Consider the following 17,707-nt stretch of genomic DNA (forward strand, 5'->3'; position numbering starts at 1 on the left):
TAAGTAAAAATAAGGAAAGGTGATGGCAGATTATATAGATGGCTTTGCGTTTCCCATTCAACGCGATCATATTGAAACCTACAAAGGTATAGCGTCAAAGGTTGCAGATATATGGCGTAATCATGGCGCGATGAACTACCAAGAATACCTTACAGATGATCCTGCTTTGGAAGGTACTGTCCCTTTTACCAAAGCCGTGGATGCGAAAGAAGATGAAGTGGTTATTTTCGGCTGGGTAACATTTGCCTCAAAAGAGGCACGAGATGAAGCCAATAAAAAAGTAGCAAATGACCCAAGGGTGGAGGCGCTCGTGGCGCCACTTACTCAGGATACTGACAGACCAATATTTGATGCAACACGCATGGTTTATGGAGGTTTTAAACCACTGTTATAAACGCAGTTTGCATGACAAAAAAAGGCTTCCTACTGGAAGCCTTTTTTATTTCAACTCACACCACAGCCATTAAGCAACTGGGTCAGTCATAATACTTGGCGAGCCGTTTTTCGCTAAATCAGCTAAGTCTTTATCAATAAAGAATAGTGCTTTACCGTCATTACCCACTAGCTCAATCTTGTCTAAAATGCCTTTAAACAACTTCTCTTCTTCATGCTGCTCTGCAACATACCATTGTAAGAAGTTAAACGTTGAATAGTCTTGGCTAGTAAACGCGGCATGCGCTAACGAATTGATACGCTCTGTCACTAAACATTCGTGCTTGTATGTTTCTTCAAACACTGAGCTTAACGATTCAAATTCGTGCGGTGGCGCTTCAATCGTCCCTAAAATAGGTAACGCGCCTGTCTCACTCACATAAGTGAATAAGCGGTTCATGTGACCCATTTCTTCTAACGCGTGTTTGCGCATGAATTCTGCTGCGCCTTCAAAACCATTTTCTTCACACCAGGCACTCATTTGCAGATACAAGTTTGACGAGTAAAACTCTAAATTAATCTGCTCATTCAGCTGGCTAACCATATCTGCTTTTAACATCAGAATACCTCTTTAATTCAGTCTACGCGCATTGTGCCTTTATTTGAGCTCAAAAACAAATAAAACCCAATAAAAACAAATGGATAATTAACGTAAATTGTTTTCATTTACGTTTTATAACGCGTTTAAAATTGTCTCTGCCTTACTTACTTCGAATGATTTTGGCGCTTCAACGTTTAACGTGGTTACTACACCATCCTCAATCACCATGGCGTAGCGTTGTGAGCGGAGGCCACCAAATGCACCCGTTTCCATCTCTAAACCCAGCAACTTGGTGTAGCTACCATCACCATCAGCAAGCATTTCAATGTGCTCGGCATTTTGCGAATTACCCCATGCTTCCATCACAAAGGCATCGTTTACCGACAAGCAAATGATAAGGTCGATACCTTTTGCTTTAAAATCATCAGCAGCGACGACATAGCCCGGCAGATGTGAAGCAGAGCAGGTTGGTGTAAACGCGCCTGGTACAGCAAACATGACGACTTTTTTACCCGCAAACAGCTCGTCTGTGTTGTGGTTGGTCATTTCACCATTTTTACGCTGTTGTAACTCGCCGCTAGGCATTTTGCTATTGATAGCGATCATATCTCTTCCAATTGTGTTAATTGATTTGTTGAACTAGTGCGTTTTCATTTTGACAGGTTTGCACACGTGACCTTTGTCATGAGCACAGCGTGCGCAGTCTTTACAAATAAAACGGGGTTTGTCGACAAGGTGGATCAATTCATGGATATTTTTCTCTATATCCTTTTTCTTCCACTTGCACAGTGATTTAGCCATAAAAAAACCTCTAATACCTATTTTAGGGCATTAGAGGCTGAATTTCTTGTGCGAATGCACGTTTGAAAAATTATGATACTAATTTTAACGTCGCACTGATATCACTTACTTGTTCAGCTACGTCTTGTGAAATGTTCTCAGCCAATTCACGAGAATGCGACACTTCCATATTCACACTTTCCATTGCCTGTTCAAACTCTGCAAAATGTTGTCGCTGTTGGTTAATTTGCTCAAGCGAATCTGACGCTACCGTTGCAGAGGTAATGGCTTGCTCAACGACACTTTCTGCATTGTCCTTAAGTAACTGTGAAATCTCTTTCTGACGCGCAGATGCCTGTTCAATACCATAAATATTTGACTCTAGCGCTTGGCTAGACGTGTTCAACTGTTCTAATCGCTCACTCACTTGTTTAAGTGAGTCTTGTGTTTTACCAGCTAGCTGGCGCACTTCATCGGCAACAACTGAGAAGCCACGCCCATGCTCACCGGCACGTGCCGCCTCAATGGCTGCATTAAGAGCTAACAGGTTCGTTTGATCTGCTATTGAGCTGATTACATCAACAATAGAGCCAACACTTTCAACCGCGTGGGTCAGAGATTCTATAGCCTCTTTGCCAGATTGTGCAGCTGCATTGGTTTCATCACTGGCATGCAGTACTTCTTCTACTTTTGTTTGGCTGTCACCCATCGCCTGTTGTGTTGCTTGCGCGTTGTCGGCCACTTGTTGCGACAATGTATTTACGTTGTCTGTCACTTGTGACAAGGCCGCCATTATATTACTGGCTACGCTTAGGTGTTCACTTGTCGTAGATGATGAATTCAAGATAGTTTGTGCTTGTGATTCCATCGTTTGCATTGCTGTTGATACCAAGCCTAACTGCTTCGCTTTTTGCTTATCTTCTTCAGCTAATTGCGTCACCATTTTATTGAAACTTGTCGAAATTTGACCAAGTTCGGTTTTTTCAGGAATACCGGTAATTAAATCTACACGGCCTTCTTCCACTAATGTCACAAAGCTATCGCGAAGTTGGCGAAGTGGGTTCAATACCACGGTGCGCGTTAACCAATAGTTAGCTGCCAAGAAAAGTACCAACAATGACATCAATACTACAACCACCCAAGTAATGCGGTTATTTAGATCTTCTTGCTCTTTAATTATGACGTCTTCGCCCTGAAGAATAATATCTTCCATCGACTTAACATCTCTGTTTAGCACCGCTAAACCACGTTGACGTTGGCTTTGTTGTTCTAATGTATTGCGAAGTTCGCTTTGGTAGCGGTTCACCAATGAAGCTAGTTCATCAACGGCTTCTTCACTTAAATCAACGGCATCTTCTTCATCGTCTAACAGTAAATCATCGTCATCGCCGAATTCATCTTCGTCATCAGACTCTTCCATAATACCGAGTAGTGGAAAGCCTTTAATGCGATCAGTCAATGCGCTAAGTTCACGCAATGGTTGGTCAGTTAAGGAAATATTAGGTGAATCGCTCGCAAATAGCTTTTCTCGGATAATAACGATGTCATTGACGGTTGTTGCCACTTGCGCCGTGGTTGCTAAATAATCGACTACTTGCCTATCCGACAACGCATCACTTTGCTGAGCATAACTGGCAAGGCTGCCAGTTACCGCTGAGATACCTTGCTCACTGTTGCGAAGCAATGCCATAGGGTCACCACTTAGTTTGCCCCAAGCACGGTATTTTTCATTGATGTCGGTTTTCAGTTGCGCCGTTTTTTCATTGATTGCCTGTTCCATTGAAGGAATGGCCAGCTTCGCGCTGCTTGCAGCAATTTTATCTAATTGCTCTTCTGCTAGGTTCAATAAGCTTGCATCGCCCGATTGCAAGTATTGTGAAATGGTTCGATAAAACTCAACCGTGGTTAGGGATTTTAAGTTTTGATATTCCGCAATATGGAGTCGGTTCGCTGCCAATGTAGTTGCCACTTGGTACATTGCCACCAAAAAAATCAAGGCAAATGAACTAATTGCAACTACAGAAGAGCGTGAAAAGGTTGATACGCGCACTTAGTATATCTCTTGTAGCAGTATAGATTGCCAGAGTTTACTAAGACTTTATGACAGTTATGTTACACTGAGTTTTTACTCTAAAATACTATAATTCTTATTTTATATAATTAAATCAATGATTTCAGGCTTTTGGGATACCCTGATTTACATAGATGTCAAAACGATTTTTTTTCATTTTTATGACAGTACTTGGCTTCTGGTCGGCCAGTGGTTCAGCGTAAGTTGGCCGTTTAACCGCTACGCGATATTTCGCTAATAACCTTGCTGGTGCTAATAGCTGATCGGCATCGTCATCTTTGCCAACCAAGGTTTGAAATACCCGCATTTCTTTCTTTATTTGAGCAGACTTTTCTTTGTGCGGATACATAGGGTCAAGATAAACAACATCGGCCTCAGGTAGGCGTGACATTTCATCGATTGATGAATGATGCATAAGTGTCATACGCTCAACAATGTCAGCAACTTCTGTACTCAGTGCGCCCCTTGCTAAACCATCTTCTAATAGCGCAGCGACGACAGGGTTACGTTCAATCAGTGTGACTTGGCACCCTAACGATGCCAACACAAAGGCATCTCGCCCTAATCCCGCCGTAGCATCCACTACATGTGGGCAAAAGCCATGCTTTAAGCCAACTGCTTTGGCGATATCTTGCCCTCGTCCACCACCAAACTTGCGCCGATGTGCAGATGCGCCCTCGACAAAATCAACTTTAATAGGCGTAAGCTTTGGTTCGTCTCGCTTGATCAACTCCAGTACTTGGTCATTCACTTGAAGCACAAAGTCTAAATCAGGATGCTTGTTAGCTGCGGCAATATCACCGATGTAGTCAAACTGCCACTTCGACGCAATTTTCTTGGCGTAGTCAGCATCACTACTGTGACGATAAGCAACGGCAATATCCGTCATTATTGCTCAACCTGTACATAGTTATCACCCGTTGCGTAGGCAACCAATCGGCTCAACTGCGCCAAAGACAAATCTGATTCTTGCTGCCATTGATTAAAGGCACGTTGAATCGTCGACAAACTCGATTTGGTTTGAATGCCGCCAGAAATAATATCGTGAGCACGGAAGTAAGCTTCAACATCACGAGAAATTAAGAAGGTATCTTTACCAAGCGCTCGCAACGCATATGGGCCCGTATTACCGCCAAGGCGAGCACCATGCTTTTTAAGATATGCCCATAAGCCAATAATGTCCTCATTTGGCCACTGTTGAATAAACTCTGCGAAGCTATGACCGTTTTGCTGCTCTTCAAAAATCATTTGCGCATTGGCCTTGATGGTTTTCACTTTATTAAAGTTGCGGATAATTTTCGGATCCGCCGCTTTTCGCTCCATCATGTCTTCCGGCATCATCAAAATCTTTTCGATATCAAATTTGAAGAAAGTCTCTTCAAAATCAGGCCACTTTTGTTCAACCACACGCCAAACAAAGCCCGACTGAAAGACTTTCTTAGTAAAAGCCGCTAAAAATCTATCATCGCCAAGTGCTAATAAGGCACCTTCATTCTCTGTGGCTGGCAACAGCATATTAAGCTGCCTCACACCACCTTTTCGCTCGGCGGCGCGTTGATAAAGTTTATCGAACGATTCTAATTTCATGACTTAGCCTGCAATGCCGCTATGGCGAAGCAGCGCCTCTATTTCAGGATCACGACCACGGAATGCTTTAAATAATTCAGACGGTTCTTTTGAACCCCCCATCTCTAAGATGTTATGCAAGAAGTCTCGACCGGTTTTCTCATTGAACACACCTTCTTCTTCAAAACGCGAAAACGCATCGGCAGAAAGCACTTCAGCCCATTTGTAGCTGTAATAACCCGCTGCGTAACCGCCACCAAAAATATGGCCAAAGCTATGTTGAAAACGGTTGAAATCTGCAGCTGTCACAACCGCATATTGCTCACGTACTTGGTCGAGCACTTGTTGAATTTCGTCACCCTTGGCAGGGTCGTATTCGGCATGCATTAAGAAATCGAACAAACCAAATTCCAGCTGACGAAGCATTTGCATCGCTGACTGGAAGTTTTTCGCCGCCAGCATTTTGTCGAGCATTTCTTGAGGAAGGGCTTCACCCGTTTCGAAGTGACCCGAAATAAACGCCAGCGCTTCTGGCTGCCAACACCAGTTCTCAAGGAATTGGCTAGGTAATTCAACGGCATCCCAGGCAACACCATTAATACCTGCAACGCCAGACGCGCCTACTTGCGTAAGCATATGGTGAATACCATGGCCGAACTCATGGAATAAAGTCACTACTTCATCGTGCGTAAACAACGCAGGCTTATCACCAACAGGGCCATTGAAGTTACAAGTGAGGTAAGCCACTGGCAGCTGAGTGCGTCCATCCGTTAAATCACGACGGCCTACGCAGTCGTCCATCCAGGCACCGCCGCGCTTTTTAGCGCGCGCATACAAGTCTAAGTAAAAACTGCCACGCAAGGTTTGGTCTTCTCCAAACACATCGTAAAACTTAACGTCTTTGTGCCAAACATCAACGCCTTCGCGTTCTTTAATGGTTAAACCGAATAGGCGATTAACCACTTCAAATAAACCGGCAACCACTTTTTGCTCAGGGAAATAAGGGCGAAGTTCTTCATCAGAAATGGCGTAACGCGCCTGTTTTAGCTTTTCGCTGTAATAAGGTAAATCCCAAGCATTTAGATCGGTTGCATTGAACTCTTTAGCCGCAAATTCATGGACTTCAGCAAGCTCTTTTTCACCTTGTGGTTTTGACTTACTCGCTAAGTCTCGCAAGAAACCTAACACTTGATTACTATCGTCAGCCATTTTGGTTGCCAATGAATGGTCAGCATAGTTGTCAAAATCTAGCAGCAACGAAATCTCGTGACGCAACGCTAAAATATCCGCCATCACTTGTGAGTTATCGAATTCGCCAGCATTTGGCCCAAGATCAGATGCACGAGTAACGAAGGCACGATACATTTTTTCGCGTAATTCACCATTGTCACAGTAAGTCATCACCGGTAGGTAACTTGGGAAATCTAGCGTGAATAACCAGCCTTCTTTCTCTTGTGACTTAGCTAATTCTGCCGCAGCGTCTTTAGCGCTTTGCGGTAAGCCTGACAACTCAGCTTCGTCGTTGATAAGTACCGTAAAAGCGTGTGTCGCATCCATCAGGTTATTGTTAAACGTTGAACCGAGTTCAGACATTTTTGTGACAATTTCACCGTAACGCGCTTGTTTATCTGCAGGCAATGCAATACCTGATAATTTGAAATCGCGAAGCGCATTGGTAATCACTTTTTTCTGCGCTGTATCTAACGCCTCAAAATGAGCACTTTCAGAAAGTTGCTTATAGGCTTCATACAAACCTTGGTGTTGGCCGACGAAAGTGCCGTATTCAGACAGCAGTGGTAAACAACTTTCATATGCTTCACGCAATGCGTCACTGCTGACAACAGAATTCATATGCGATACCGGCGACCATAGCTTGCCTAACACATCATCAGCCTCATCAATTGGCGCAATGAGGTTCTGCCAAGTAAATTCGGTTTGTTCAGCTAACACTTGCTCAATCACACGCTTACACTCAGCAATGGCATGCTCGACAGCTGGTTTTACATGTTCAGGCTTAATAGCAGAGAATTGAGGTAAGCCCTCAGCAGTTAACAACGGGTTTGACATAACAAAAGTTACCTTGGCGGAAATTCTAATTAGTTATAGATGTAGTGCCGCTAGCCACACAAATCAACCACGAACGGGGAATTAATCGTCTCAAACGGCTAGACTGTTATTAAAGTGCAACAATTGTTCAATTAACACCCAATTAACAAATTTCATGGCATAATAGCGGGCTGACTTAAGGTCATTTAATAACAGATTTTCTTTAATACATTCAGAGCGGTAGGTATTAGGTTGATTTTACGGTTAACACTTATAGTAGTGATGCTGTGCTGTGCGTTAAGCACAAGTATTGCTGCGCCCGTTAAAAATCTAACGTTAGAACACCTTAGTGTTGCTGATGGACTCAACCAAGGTACTGTTCATTCAATAATCCAAGACAGTAATGGCTTCATTTGGATCGGTACTGAGAATGGTATTAATGTTTACGATGGATATACCGTTAGAAACCTGAAAGGGCCTGACGGCGACTTTGACAAATATCCTGTATATGAAATACGTGAAGGGAGAAAAGGTCGCGTTTGGTTGAGTGTTTATGGAAAAGGTCTCTATTTCTACGACATAAATAACAATACCTTTACGCGAGTAGCAGGCGAAGGCGCTGCATTGGACAGCAATTATGTTATTGGTTCACTTGAGACCGAGAACGGAAACTCTGACTGGATTGCTACCGAAAAAAAACTGGGGATCTATCACCATAATACCCAAAGTCATGAGCTAGTGCTCGACTTATCAGAACAGCTTTCGGGTTACAATTTTATCTATCGCATGCGTCAATTCGACGATTTCCTATTCCTAGCGACTCGTGCAGGGCTATTTGTTTATCATACAAAATCAAAGCAAGTTGAAGAAATCTCGCTAGATGCGCTTAGCAAACAGAACCCTGACTCTTTTAAACAAGAAGAAGCCAGAAAGACATACGATATTGTTCGTTATGATGACCGCATTATTTTTGGTACCAATGACGGCCTTTACGAGTTTAGCTTTGAAGCTATGAAAGCGTCATTCACGCAAAATTCGGTTCCCGTAAAGATAGACCAGCTTGCCAATAACATAAGTATTTGGATGTTCTATCAAGAGCAGGAATATCTCTACACTGCCTCTACACAAGGGCTTTATAAGCTACATTTGCCCACAAATAAAAACGTATTGATGATGCAATTCTCTGATGCATTTCAACACATTGCCAGTAATGATATTCGTGCGATTACGAAGGACAAAAACGGTGTGTTCTGGCTTGGGTCTCCTGCTACTGGCGCTTACTACTGGAATCCGCACAGTGAGCTTATCTGGAATATTGGCTATGACAGTACTGATACCAATTTAGACAACTTAACCTCATTAAGTGCTGGCGGTGTATATGCGCTACAGGCTGATCAAAACGAAAGTAACATCGTTTGGGTAGGCTCGCAGAATGGTCTCAACCGAGTAGACTTAGTTACAGGAAAAGTAGAGCGATTCCTTGTATCAGATCAAAGCAAAACAACCTATACCGAGGGCAATATCCTAGATATTCATCAAATCGAAGACACATTATGGTTAACGACACATGGTGGCGTCATTCAGTTTGATACGAGAACTAAAGCGGTAAAACAAAATAACTTCAAACCTGAAACACTGCAATGGCTGCAACAAGAGTATGTGCTGCTTGAACATTTAAATGGTGAATTATGGCTGTTTGGTGAAAAAGGTGCAGCAAAGCTCAATGTAGAATCTGGAGAGCTACAAGTTTTCGACGAAATAGCTGAAACGCTTGGCATCAATACAATATGGAATACTTTTTCAGATTTTCCTTATCAAGAGGGAAAAATTGTCGCCTCAACAAACGATGCATTATGGACAATAGATCCTAAAAGTGGTCAGTTAGAGAAACTGCATCAGTTTGAGAAGCGAGCAGACGCTGAAGCATTTTATATCGATTCTGTAAAACTAGATAAAAACAACGTGCTTTGGGTTGCGTACGCAGGCTTGGGTTTATTCGGCTTAGATCCACTAACGTTTGAGCAGCTCTATTTTTACGATAATTCTAATAGCATTATTAACGAAAATGTATATTCATTAGCAACAGACAGAACAGGCAATATTTGGTTCTCTACCCACGCTGGCATATTTTCCATGAACCCAGATAGTCAGCATATCCGAAACTTTACCTCGTCGGATGGGTTGGCCTCGGATGAATTTAATGGAAATGCGTTTGCCGCGTTATCAGATGGGAAATTCATATACGGCACAATGCTTGGTGCAACCATGTTTGATCCAGTGCTACTTGCAGAAAGAACGACTGTTGATAACTTTTCGCTACGATTTGCTAATGTCGACGCATTGAATAGAGACCTAATGACACCTATGTTTATAGGTAACAATCATATCGTCCACCTTAACTATGATGACGTAGGTGTAAGGGTCGATTTTTCAACGTTTTCTTTCTTGGACTCAGAGCGCATATTATTCAAATATTCGTTAAGTGGTCCGGTGAATATTAATTCGCCATTGACGAAGCAAAACTACATAACCTTTCCGAAATTAAGCTCAGGCAATTACACCCTCAAGGTATGGGCGAAATCGCCATATTCTGGCGAATTTTCAGAGCCAGGTACGATACAGTTTAGGGTTACATATGCCCCTTGGCGCTCTCCTGTTGCCTTGTTTTTCTATTCAGCGGTATTACTAACAGCGTTTGTTTTTTGGATGCGGAATCGCTACCAGCAGCAACAAGCGCTTATTGATGCCCATCGACAAGTAAAAGTCAGAGAAGAGCGTTTGCAGCTTGCACTGCGCGGCAGTAACAGTGAAGTATGGGATTGGGTAGCCAGTGAGAATCGCATCTACGGCAAACGCTTCAAAGAGGAGCTAAATTATCAAGACAAAGACAAGTCGGTCACCTTAGAAGAGCATATCGGCCTGATTCACCCAGAAGATCGCGAACACTTTATTGCAAAATGGCAAATGTTCTTAATGCAGGCCGACAAAAACCACAGCTTCGAATGCACCTACAGGTTACAACACCGAAATGGCGAGTGGCTATGGTTTAAAGACTTGGGCAAAATTGTTGCCATTGACCTTGATGGTATCGCGATTCGTGTAACAGGCTCATACACCAACGTCACACAAGCGAAAGCTGAGGAAGAACGTGCTCAACATTTCGGTGATGCCTTCAAACAAACACAAGATTGGGTATTTATTTTAGATGAAAAGCTAACCCGTGTGACAGCCAATCAGTCACTGTGTAAGGTGTTCGGCTGGGAGCATGAAGAGTTTGACTTTGATCCAAACCTACTGGGCATCAGAGCGAGCCGACGTTCTTTTTACAGCGATTTGTTGCCGCGATTAAAAGCAGAAAACCATTACAGTGGCGAAGAAATTGTTATCACACCGTCTGGCGAAGAATACCATGTGATGATGAATATTAGCGCAAGCTTTAATCAAGCGAGCCATTCATATCACTATATATTTGTGATGACCGATATCAGTGCACAAAAAACGGCGGAAAATGAGCTACGCTTGCTAGCAAACTACGATCATCTCACAGGCCTACCAAATCGCTCATTACTGCTAGAGCGTATTAAACACGCGATTGAAAAAGCAAACCGATACCAGTCGGCCATTTCAGTGTTCTTTATTGATCTTGATAGGTTCAAGCAAATCAATGATTCCCTTGGTCATGACTACGGTGATTTACTGTTGAAGGAAATTACCAAGCGACTAACCGACACATTGCGTGAAGACGACACGGTCGCCCGTATCGGTGGCGATGAGTTTGTTGTTTTATTGGAAAACTTCAAGTCGAATCGCGACCTTGGTCGGATTGCGCAGAAGATTATTGATGTTGTCGAACAGCCTGTAAAGCTCAATAACTATGTTGTTAGTGTAGGTGCCAGCATTGGTATTGCGCTGTATCCAGACGACTCTAACTCACAAGAGCAGCTATTGCGAAATGCCGACGTGGCCATGTATCACGCCAAGCAAATGGGCCGTAATAACTTCCAGTTCTTTACTGAGCATATGAATGAAGATGCCAAACAGCGCTTGGCTAAAGAATCGAATATGAAGCTGGCGGTTACGAATGACGAATTCAGTAACGTATATCAACCTCTTGTGGATGCCCATACGGGTAAAGCGGTTGGTGCAGAATTACTGATGCGCTGGATAAGTGCGGACGGATTTGTATCACCTGCTGAGTTTATTCCATTAGCGGAAGAACTCGGGTTAATTGCCCAAATGACCGATGTGGCGATGAATAAGGGCTTTGCTGAGCTCAAGCGCTGGCGCCAACATCGCCCTGACTTCTATCTGTCGGTCAACTTATCTGCACCTCATTTCATTGATGAAGGCCTTGTTGATTTTATTGATACTAAACTGAAAGCATATGACTTACCTGCCAGTGCGCTAAAGCTGGAAGTCACTGAGAGTGCGTTAATTTCAGAACCGGAAAAAGCCATTAAAAGCATGCAAGCACTGAACGCACTAGGTGTAAAACTTGCCTTAGATGATTTTGGTACTGGCTTCTCATCACTGACTTATCTAAAGCAATTGCCCCTCGATATTCTTAAGATTGATAAAAGTTTTGTTGATGGTATTGGCGTTGAAAGCACCGACGAAGCGATTGTTGACGCCACCCTTGTACTGGCGAACAGTTTAAATATGGCATGTATTGCGGAAGGTGTTGAAACACAAGAGCAACTGCAATATCTAGTCGATCGCGAGTGCCACTTTATACAAGGCTATTTGTATTACCCTCCACTAAAAGCCGAAGACCTAGCTGACAAATTAATTGAAGACAAAGTTGAAATAAAAGCGACGGCAAAAGTGTCTTAACCTAACAAGTGCTTGCTTTATTAGCACTTTGCCCTTATCTAATAGTACAGATACAGGCACCTTACAGCTAAGGTTTAAACATGACTCAACATTTTGATTTTCTCGCCATTGGCGCCGGCAGCGGTGGCATTGCATCAGCGAATCGTGCTGCAAAGCATGGTAAAAAAGCAGCCGTTATTGAAGCAAAAGCGATTGGTGGCACATGCGTAAATGTCGGCTGCGTGCCGAAAAAAGCCATGTGGTATGCAGGCCAAATTGCCGACGCATTGCACTACTCTGCAGACTATGGCTTTAATGCACCGCTTCAATCTTTTGACTGGTCAACGCTAGTTAAAAATCGTGAAGCATACATAGAGCGTATCCACGCAGCATACGGTCGAGGCTTCAGTGCAAATGGCGTTACGGTTATTGAAGGCTTCGCCAAGTTTGTCAACAAGAATACCGTAGAGGTAAATGGCGAACGATACACGGCGGATCATATTGTTATTGCCACAGGTGGACGACCGTCAATTCCCAATATACCTGGCGCGGAACACGGCATTGATTCAGACGGATTCTTTGCGCTTACTGAGCAACCGAAAAGCGTCGCTGTCATCGGTGCAGGCTACATAGCAGTTGAACTCGCAGGCGTTTTACATGCGCTAGGCAGTGAATCACACCTTATTGTCCGAAAAGAGAAGCCGCTGCGCAATTTTGATGACATGCTGAGTGACACCTTAGTTGAGCAAATGGCAAAGCATGGGCCGACACTTCATAACAATAGTGTACCGGCGCATGTAGAAAAAGATGCCAATGGCTTGCTTACTATCCACATGGAAAATGGCGCCACTGTTGGACCTGTTGAGTCTCTTATTTGGGCGATTGGCCGAGAACCTGCAACAGACAATCTCAATCTTGAAGTCACTGGGGTTAAAACCAATGAGCAGGGCTATATTCCAACAGATAAATACCAAAATACGAACGTTGAAGGTATATATGCCGTAGGAGACAACACGGGTCGTGTGCAACTCACACCTGTTGCCGTGGCTGCGGGACGTCGCCTGTGTGAGCGTTTGTTTAATAACAAACCATATGAACACCTAGACTACGAAAATGTCGCGACGGTGGTCTTTAGCCACCCTGTTATCGGAACGGTCGGCCTTACTGAAAAAGAGGCTATTGCAGAATTTGGTGAAGAACAGGTGAAAGTATATAACTCACAGTTCACAGCACTTTATCAGGCGATTACTGAAGACTTCCGCGATCCAACGCGCATGAAATTAATTTGTGTAGGTAAAGAAGAAAAAATTGTTGGCATTCACTCAATTGGCTTTGGCAGCGACGAATTGCTGCAAGGTTTTGCCGTGGCAATGAAAATGGGCGCGACGAAAGCAGATTTTGATAACACCGTGGCTATTCATCCAACTTCTGCGGAAGAATTTGTCACCATGACTTAACGGTCATCAATACCCTACCTAAAATTAGCGCCGCAGTTGTATGCCCTGACAAGAGCAGGCAAAGGCGCTACTTTTTTATTCCACAGCTTTAATTCTTGGACTTTCTACGCTTGGCTCTTATGTGCCAGAGCAGCTGCATTTTGCTCCCAATTTTGGCCATCAAAGTCGACAATATTGATGTTAGGTGGCCTAGTGTCTAAACAGCGAACATTAATGTCCATCCCGTCTGGGTTGGAACGAGGCACATAAAACGGCTTAACACCGCACGTTCTGCAAAAGTAATGTTGTGCAACACCGGTATTGAAGGTGTATGTTGAAAGATGTTCGTTGCCCTTAGTGATACGAAAGTGTGTCAAAGGCACAATCAAATGCAAAAAACCTGCTTTACTGCACATCGAGCAGTTACAATTTTCCACTTCAATCGTGTCTGGTGTATCCACTTCAAACTGAACAGCTTGGCAATGGCAACTACCGATATAGGTCTTCATCATACCGTTGATATTTTTTATACAAATGAGACTTGATTTATACCAATATTTGTCCAGATATTGAATTTATTGGCTTATAAAAAATGGTTATTTAACGTTGTAAGAAATCGTTAAAAAAATTTTAATAATTGTCTGGCTTTCGCAATCGATTCTGGTAATCTCTTACAACTTACTTGGCGACTGATGAAATAACATACAGCGACCAAGTGATAAAGCTAGCAAAGCTTTATCCACAAAACATAAAAATAATAACAGTTGTGTTGAAAAGGATTTTTGCCTCTCCTTTTATTGTATTTTCAAACACTTAACTAACTTTATCTGATATAAATTAATATTTATTTCGGAGAGTTTTGCTGTTTGTCAACAAAGTTATCCACAGAGCAGTTTGTATTTCTCAACAAAATTGTCTGGCCAATATTTGATGTCGGTAGAGACTTAATGCCGGATATGGCATGCTTAGCCAAATTTTCTCGTTAGCAGATACTCTTTCATGGCTGATTCGACATTGTCACCACTTATTCTCGTAGATGGCTCATCTTATTTATTTCGTGCTTATCATGTACCTTATTTGCAAGCGCTTTCGACGGCAGATGGTCACCCGACAGGGGCGATTACTGGCGTATTAAATATGATTAAGAGCCTGCAAAAAGACTACCCCAATGGCAATATCGTTGTTGTTTTCGACGCTAAAGGTAAAACCTTCCGTAACGACCTGTACCCTGAATACAAAGCCAACCGCCCTCCAATGCCGGACGATTTACGCTGCCAAATTGCGCCTTTACATGAAATGATCGCTGCTATGGGCTTTCCATTACTGGTCATCGAAGGTGTTGAGGCTGACGATGTTATTGGCACACTTGCCAAGCAAGCGTCGGAAGCTGGCATAGAGACCGTTATCTCAACCGGTGATAAAGACATGGCCCAACTCGTTACACCGCATGTACGTCTTATAAATACAATGACTGGCGTCGAGATGGATGAAGCGGGCGTCGTAGAAAAATTTGGTATCAAGCCAGATCAAATCATCGATTACCTAGCGCTAATGGGAGATAAAGTCGATAACATTCCAGGCGTTACAAAATGCGGGCCTAAAACCGCAGTAAAATGGTTAACAGAGCACGGCACACTCGACAATGTGATAGCGAATGCAGACAGTGTAAAGGGTAAAATAGGCGAGAACCTGCGCGATGCTCTTGAACAATTACCACTTTCTTATGAGCTAGCAACGATTAAATGCGATGTTGAACTTGAACAAGATGCCACGACACTAGGGCCTGTCGATAAAGATATTGATAAACTGACCGAACTTTTCACCCAATATGAATTACGTCGCCACTTGGCTGACTTGAAAAAAGGTGATTCGTCAGCTGAAACAGCAGATCTCGCTGCTGAAGCTGAAGAAGTAGAGGTCCCAGATGTTGAAGCAGAATATGACATCATTTATACCGAAGCGGCATTTAATGAGTGGTTGGAAAAGTTAAAGAATGCAGAGTTGTTCGCCTTTGATACGGAGACCACCAGTATCGATTACATGCAGGCAGAGCTGGTCGGTCTATCATTTGCTATCGAACCAGGAAAAGCAGCTTACGTACCAGTAGCCCATGATTACATCGATGCACCACAACAACTTAGTCGTGATTGGGTGTTGGAGCAACTGAAACCTCTTTTAGAAAATGATAGCTTCAAAAAAGTAGGTCAAAACCTTAAATATGATGCGCATGTACTAGCACACTATGGCATCCAACTTAACGGTGTCGCATTTGACACCATGCTAGAGTCATACTGTTTTAACAGTGTTGCTACACGCCACAATATGGATGCGCTTGCAGACAAATATCTTGGCCATAAAACGGTGAAATTTGAAGATATCGCAGGTAAAGGAGCCAAGCAGCTAACGTTTAATCAAGTTGATATTGATAAAGCGGGTCACTACGCCGCAGAAGATGCCGATATTACGCTACGATTACACCAAGTTCTCAGCAGCAAACTGAAAAAAGACGTTGGGCCTTTATCCGTATTCTCTGATATCGAATTGCCTTTAAGTGCGGTGTTGCAGCGAATGGAAGCGCATGGTGTATTAATCGACAGCGACTTATTAGCAGAGCAAAGCCAAACCATCGCCACTCGCTTATCAGAACTTGAAATAGAAGCGCATAATATTGCAGGTAAGTCTTTTAACCTAGCATCGCCTAAACAGCTGCAAGAGATATTGTTTGAAGAGTTGAAGATTCCGGTTATCAAGAAAACACCAAAAGGTGCACCCTCAACCGCTGAAGAGGTATTGCAAGAATTGGCACTTGATTACCCTTTGCCTAAGCTAATCTTAGAGCATCGTGGCTTAGCCAAGTTGAAGTCGACCTACACTGATAAACTTCCACTTCTCGTGCAAAACAAAACGGGTCGCGTGCATACGTCTTATCATCAAGCGGTTGCTGCAACAGGGCGTTTATCGTCAACTGATCCAAACTTACAGAATATTCCTATTCGCTCTGAAGAAGGTCGAAAAATTCGACAAGCGTTTGTCGCACCAGAAGGCTACAAAATTGTTGCCATAGATTACTCGCAAATAGAGCTTCGCATCATGGCACATTTATCAGACGATCCAGGGCTAGTAAAAGCCTTTAGCGAAGGAAAAGACGTACATAGCGCTACAGCAGCTGAAATTTTCGGTGTTGACGTTGAGAGTGTGACCAGTGATATGCGACGCAGTGCCAAAGCGATAAACTTTGGCTTGATTTATGGCATGTCAGCCTTTGGCCTAGCTAAACAAATTGGTGTTGGCCGAAATCAAGCACAAGACTATATGGATAAATATTTCGAGCGTTACCCTAACGTGATGCGATATATGGAAGACACGCGCCAGCAAGCAAGTGAAAAAGGGTACGTCGAAACCTTATATGGTCGCCGTTTGTACTTGCCAGACATTAAGGCTCGTAATCAAGCACGTAAAAAAGCGGCAGAGCGCGCTGCGATTAACGCACCAATGCAAGGCACGGCAGCTGATATCATCAAAAAAGCAATGTTAGCGGTTGATGCTTGGGTGCAAGAGCAAAGCGATGACATAGTAAAAATGACCATGCAAGTTCACGATGAATTAATTTTTGAAATCAAAGAAACCCATGTTGAAAAGGTCACAGCAACGTTAGTTGAGATCATGAACGACGCGGCAGAGTTAAAAGTGCCACTAATTGCAGAAGCCGGTATCGGTGACAATTGGCAGCAGGCGCATTAATAAAGCCCAAACAACTAATGTTATAAACTTTCTTTTATTGATTAAAAAGGTCGCACAAGCGGCCTTTTTTTCAATCAAAACAAGTTATTTCTGTATTTTTACAACCTTTATGAAAATAAATTACATTTTATGCTTTACAAAGCTAGAGTCGATACTCTATAATTCCTTTCGTTCCTCAACGTGAACGCTTGTTGTAATAATTGTAAATTCTAGCTTTCCTCATAGCTAATACGCCGGTGATATATTTATCACCGGTTTTTTTATGTCTGTAATAAAATTTCA

General features: G+C 43.0%; 11 protein-coding genes. 4 read left to right on the top strand and 7 right to left on the bottom strand.

Translation table 11 applies throughout. The features are described 5' to 3' along the window. Window positions 1–22: 22 nt before the first annotated feature. Window positions 23–394: a DUF1428 domain-containing protein gene (locus ACFSJY_RS05415; RefSeq protein ID WP_386031899.1), complete on the top strand. Its 372-nt coding sequence runs from the start codon at window positions 23–25 to the stop codon at window positions 392–394. 69 nt (window positions 395–463) lie between these two features. Here ACFSJY_RS05415 and ftnA read toward each other — a convergent pair whose 3' ends face one another. The 6 genes from ftnA to prlC form a co-directional block, all read right to left on the bottom strand. After that, the gene (gene ftnA / locus ACFSJY_RS05420; protein ID WP_386031901.1) at window positions 464–991 is read right to left on the bottom strand and encodes a non-heme ferritin; all 528 of its coding nucleotides are present in this window, start codon (window positions 989–991) and stop codon (window positions 464–466) included. 114 nt (window positions 992–1,105) lie between these two features. Continuing rightward, on the bottom strand, window positions 1,106–1,579 hold the full coding sequence (locus ACFSJY_RS05425) for a peroxiredoxin (protein WP_386031903.1): 474 nt from the start codon (window positions 1,577–1,579) through the stop codon (window positions 1,106–1,108). A gap of 265 nt (window positions 1,580–1,844) precedes the next feature. Continuing rightward, entirely contained in the window at window positions 1,845–3,803 is a 1,959-nt protein-coding gene (locus tag ACFSJY_RS05430; protein WP_386031905.1) for a methyl-accepting chemotaxis protein, read from the bottom strand. A 124-nt stretch (window positions 3,804–3,927) separates the two neighbouring features. Then, a complete protein-coding gene (locus ACFSJY_RS05435) occupies window positions 3,928–4,713 on the bottom strand; it encodes a class I SAM-dependent methyltransferase (RefSeq protein ID WP_386031907.1) in 786 nt (261 codons plus the stop codon). Then, on the bottom strand, window positions 4,713–5,411 hold the full coding sequence (locus ACFSJY_RS05440) for a DNA-3-methyladenine glycosylase I (protein ID WP_386031909.1): 699 nt from the start codon (window positions 5,409–5,411) through the stop codon (window positions 4,713–4,715). The genes ACFSJY_RS05435 and ACFSJY_RS05440 overlap by 1 nt, the downstream gene beginning before the upstream one ends. 3 nt (window positions 5,412–5,414) lie before the next feature. Next, window positions 5,415–7,457 carry an oligopeptidase A gene (gene prlC, locus ACFSJY_RS05445; protein ID WP_386031911.1) on the bottom strand — a complete coding sequence of 681 codons (2,043 nt, stop codon included), beginning with the start codon at window positions 7,455–7,457 and terminating at the stop codon, window positions 5,415–5,417. A 231-nt stretch (window positions 7,458–7,688) separates the two neighbouring features. Between prlC and ACFSJY_RS05450 the strand changes: the two genes are divergently transcribed. Next, window positions 7,689–12,269, top strand: a complete 4,581-nt coding sequence (locus ACFSJY_RS05450) for an EAL domain-containing protein (RefSeq protein WP_386031913.1) — start codon at window positions 7,689–7,691, stop codon at window positions 12,267–12,269. Between the two features lie 80 nt (window positions 12,270–12,349). Further along, the gene (gene gorA / locus ACFSJY_RS05455) at window positions 12,350–13,705 is read left to right on the top strand and encodes a glutathione-disulfide reductase (protein ID WP_386031915.1); all 1,356 of its coding nucleotides are present in this window, start codon (window positions 12,350–12,352) and stop codon (window positions 13,703–13,705) included. Window positions 13,706–13,809: 104 nt separating this feature from the next. On the opposite strand, the gene ACFSJY_RS05460 is transcribed toward gorA, so the two are convergent. Then, window positions 13,810–14,196: a GFA family protein gene (locus ACFSJY_RS05460; RefSeq protein WP_386031917.1), complete on the bottom strand. Its 387-nt coding sequence runs from the start codon at window positions 14,194–14,196 to the stop codon at window positions 13,810–13,812. Window positions 14,197–14,683: 487 nt separating this feature from the next. Between ACFSJY_RS05460 and polA the strand changes: the two genes are divergently transcribed. Then, window positions 14,684–17,425, top strand: a complete 2,742-nt coding sequence (polA, locus tag ACFSJY_RS05465) for a DNA polymerase I (RefSeq protein WP_386031919.1) — start codon at window positions 14,684–14,686, stop codon at window positions 17,423–17,425. The last annotated feature ends 282 nt before the right edge of the window (window positions 17,426–17,707 follow it).

The sequence above is a fragment of the Thalassotalea euphylliae genome (assembly GCF_042682785.1).
In the GTDB taxonomy this organism is placed as follows: domain Bacteria; phylum Pseudomonadota; class Gammaproteobacteria; order Enterobacterales; family Alteromonadaceae; genus Thalassotalea_F; species Thalassotalea_F euphylliae.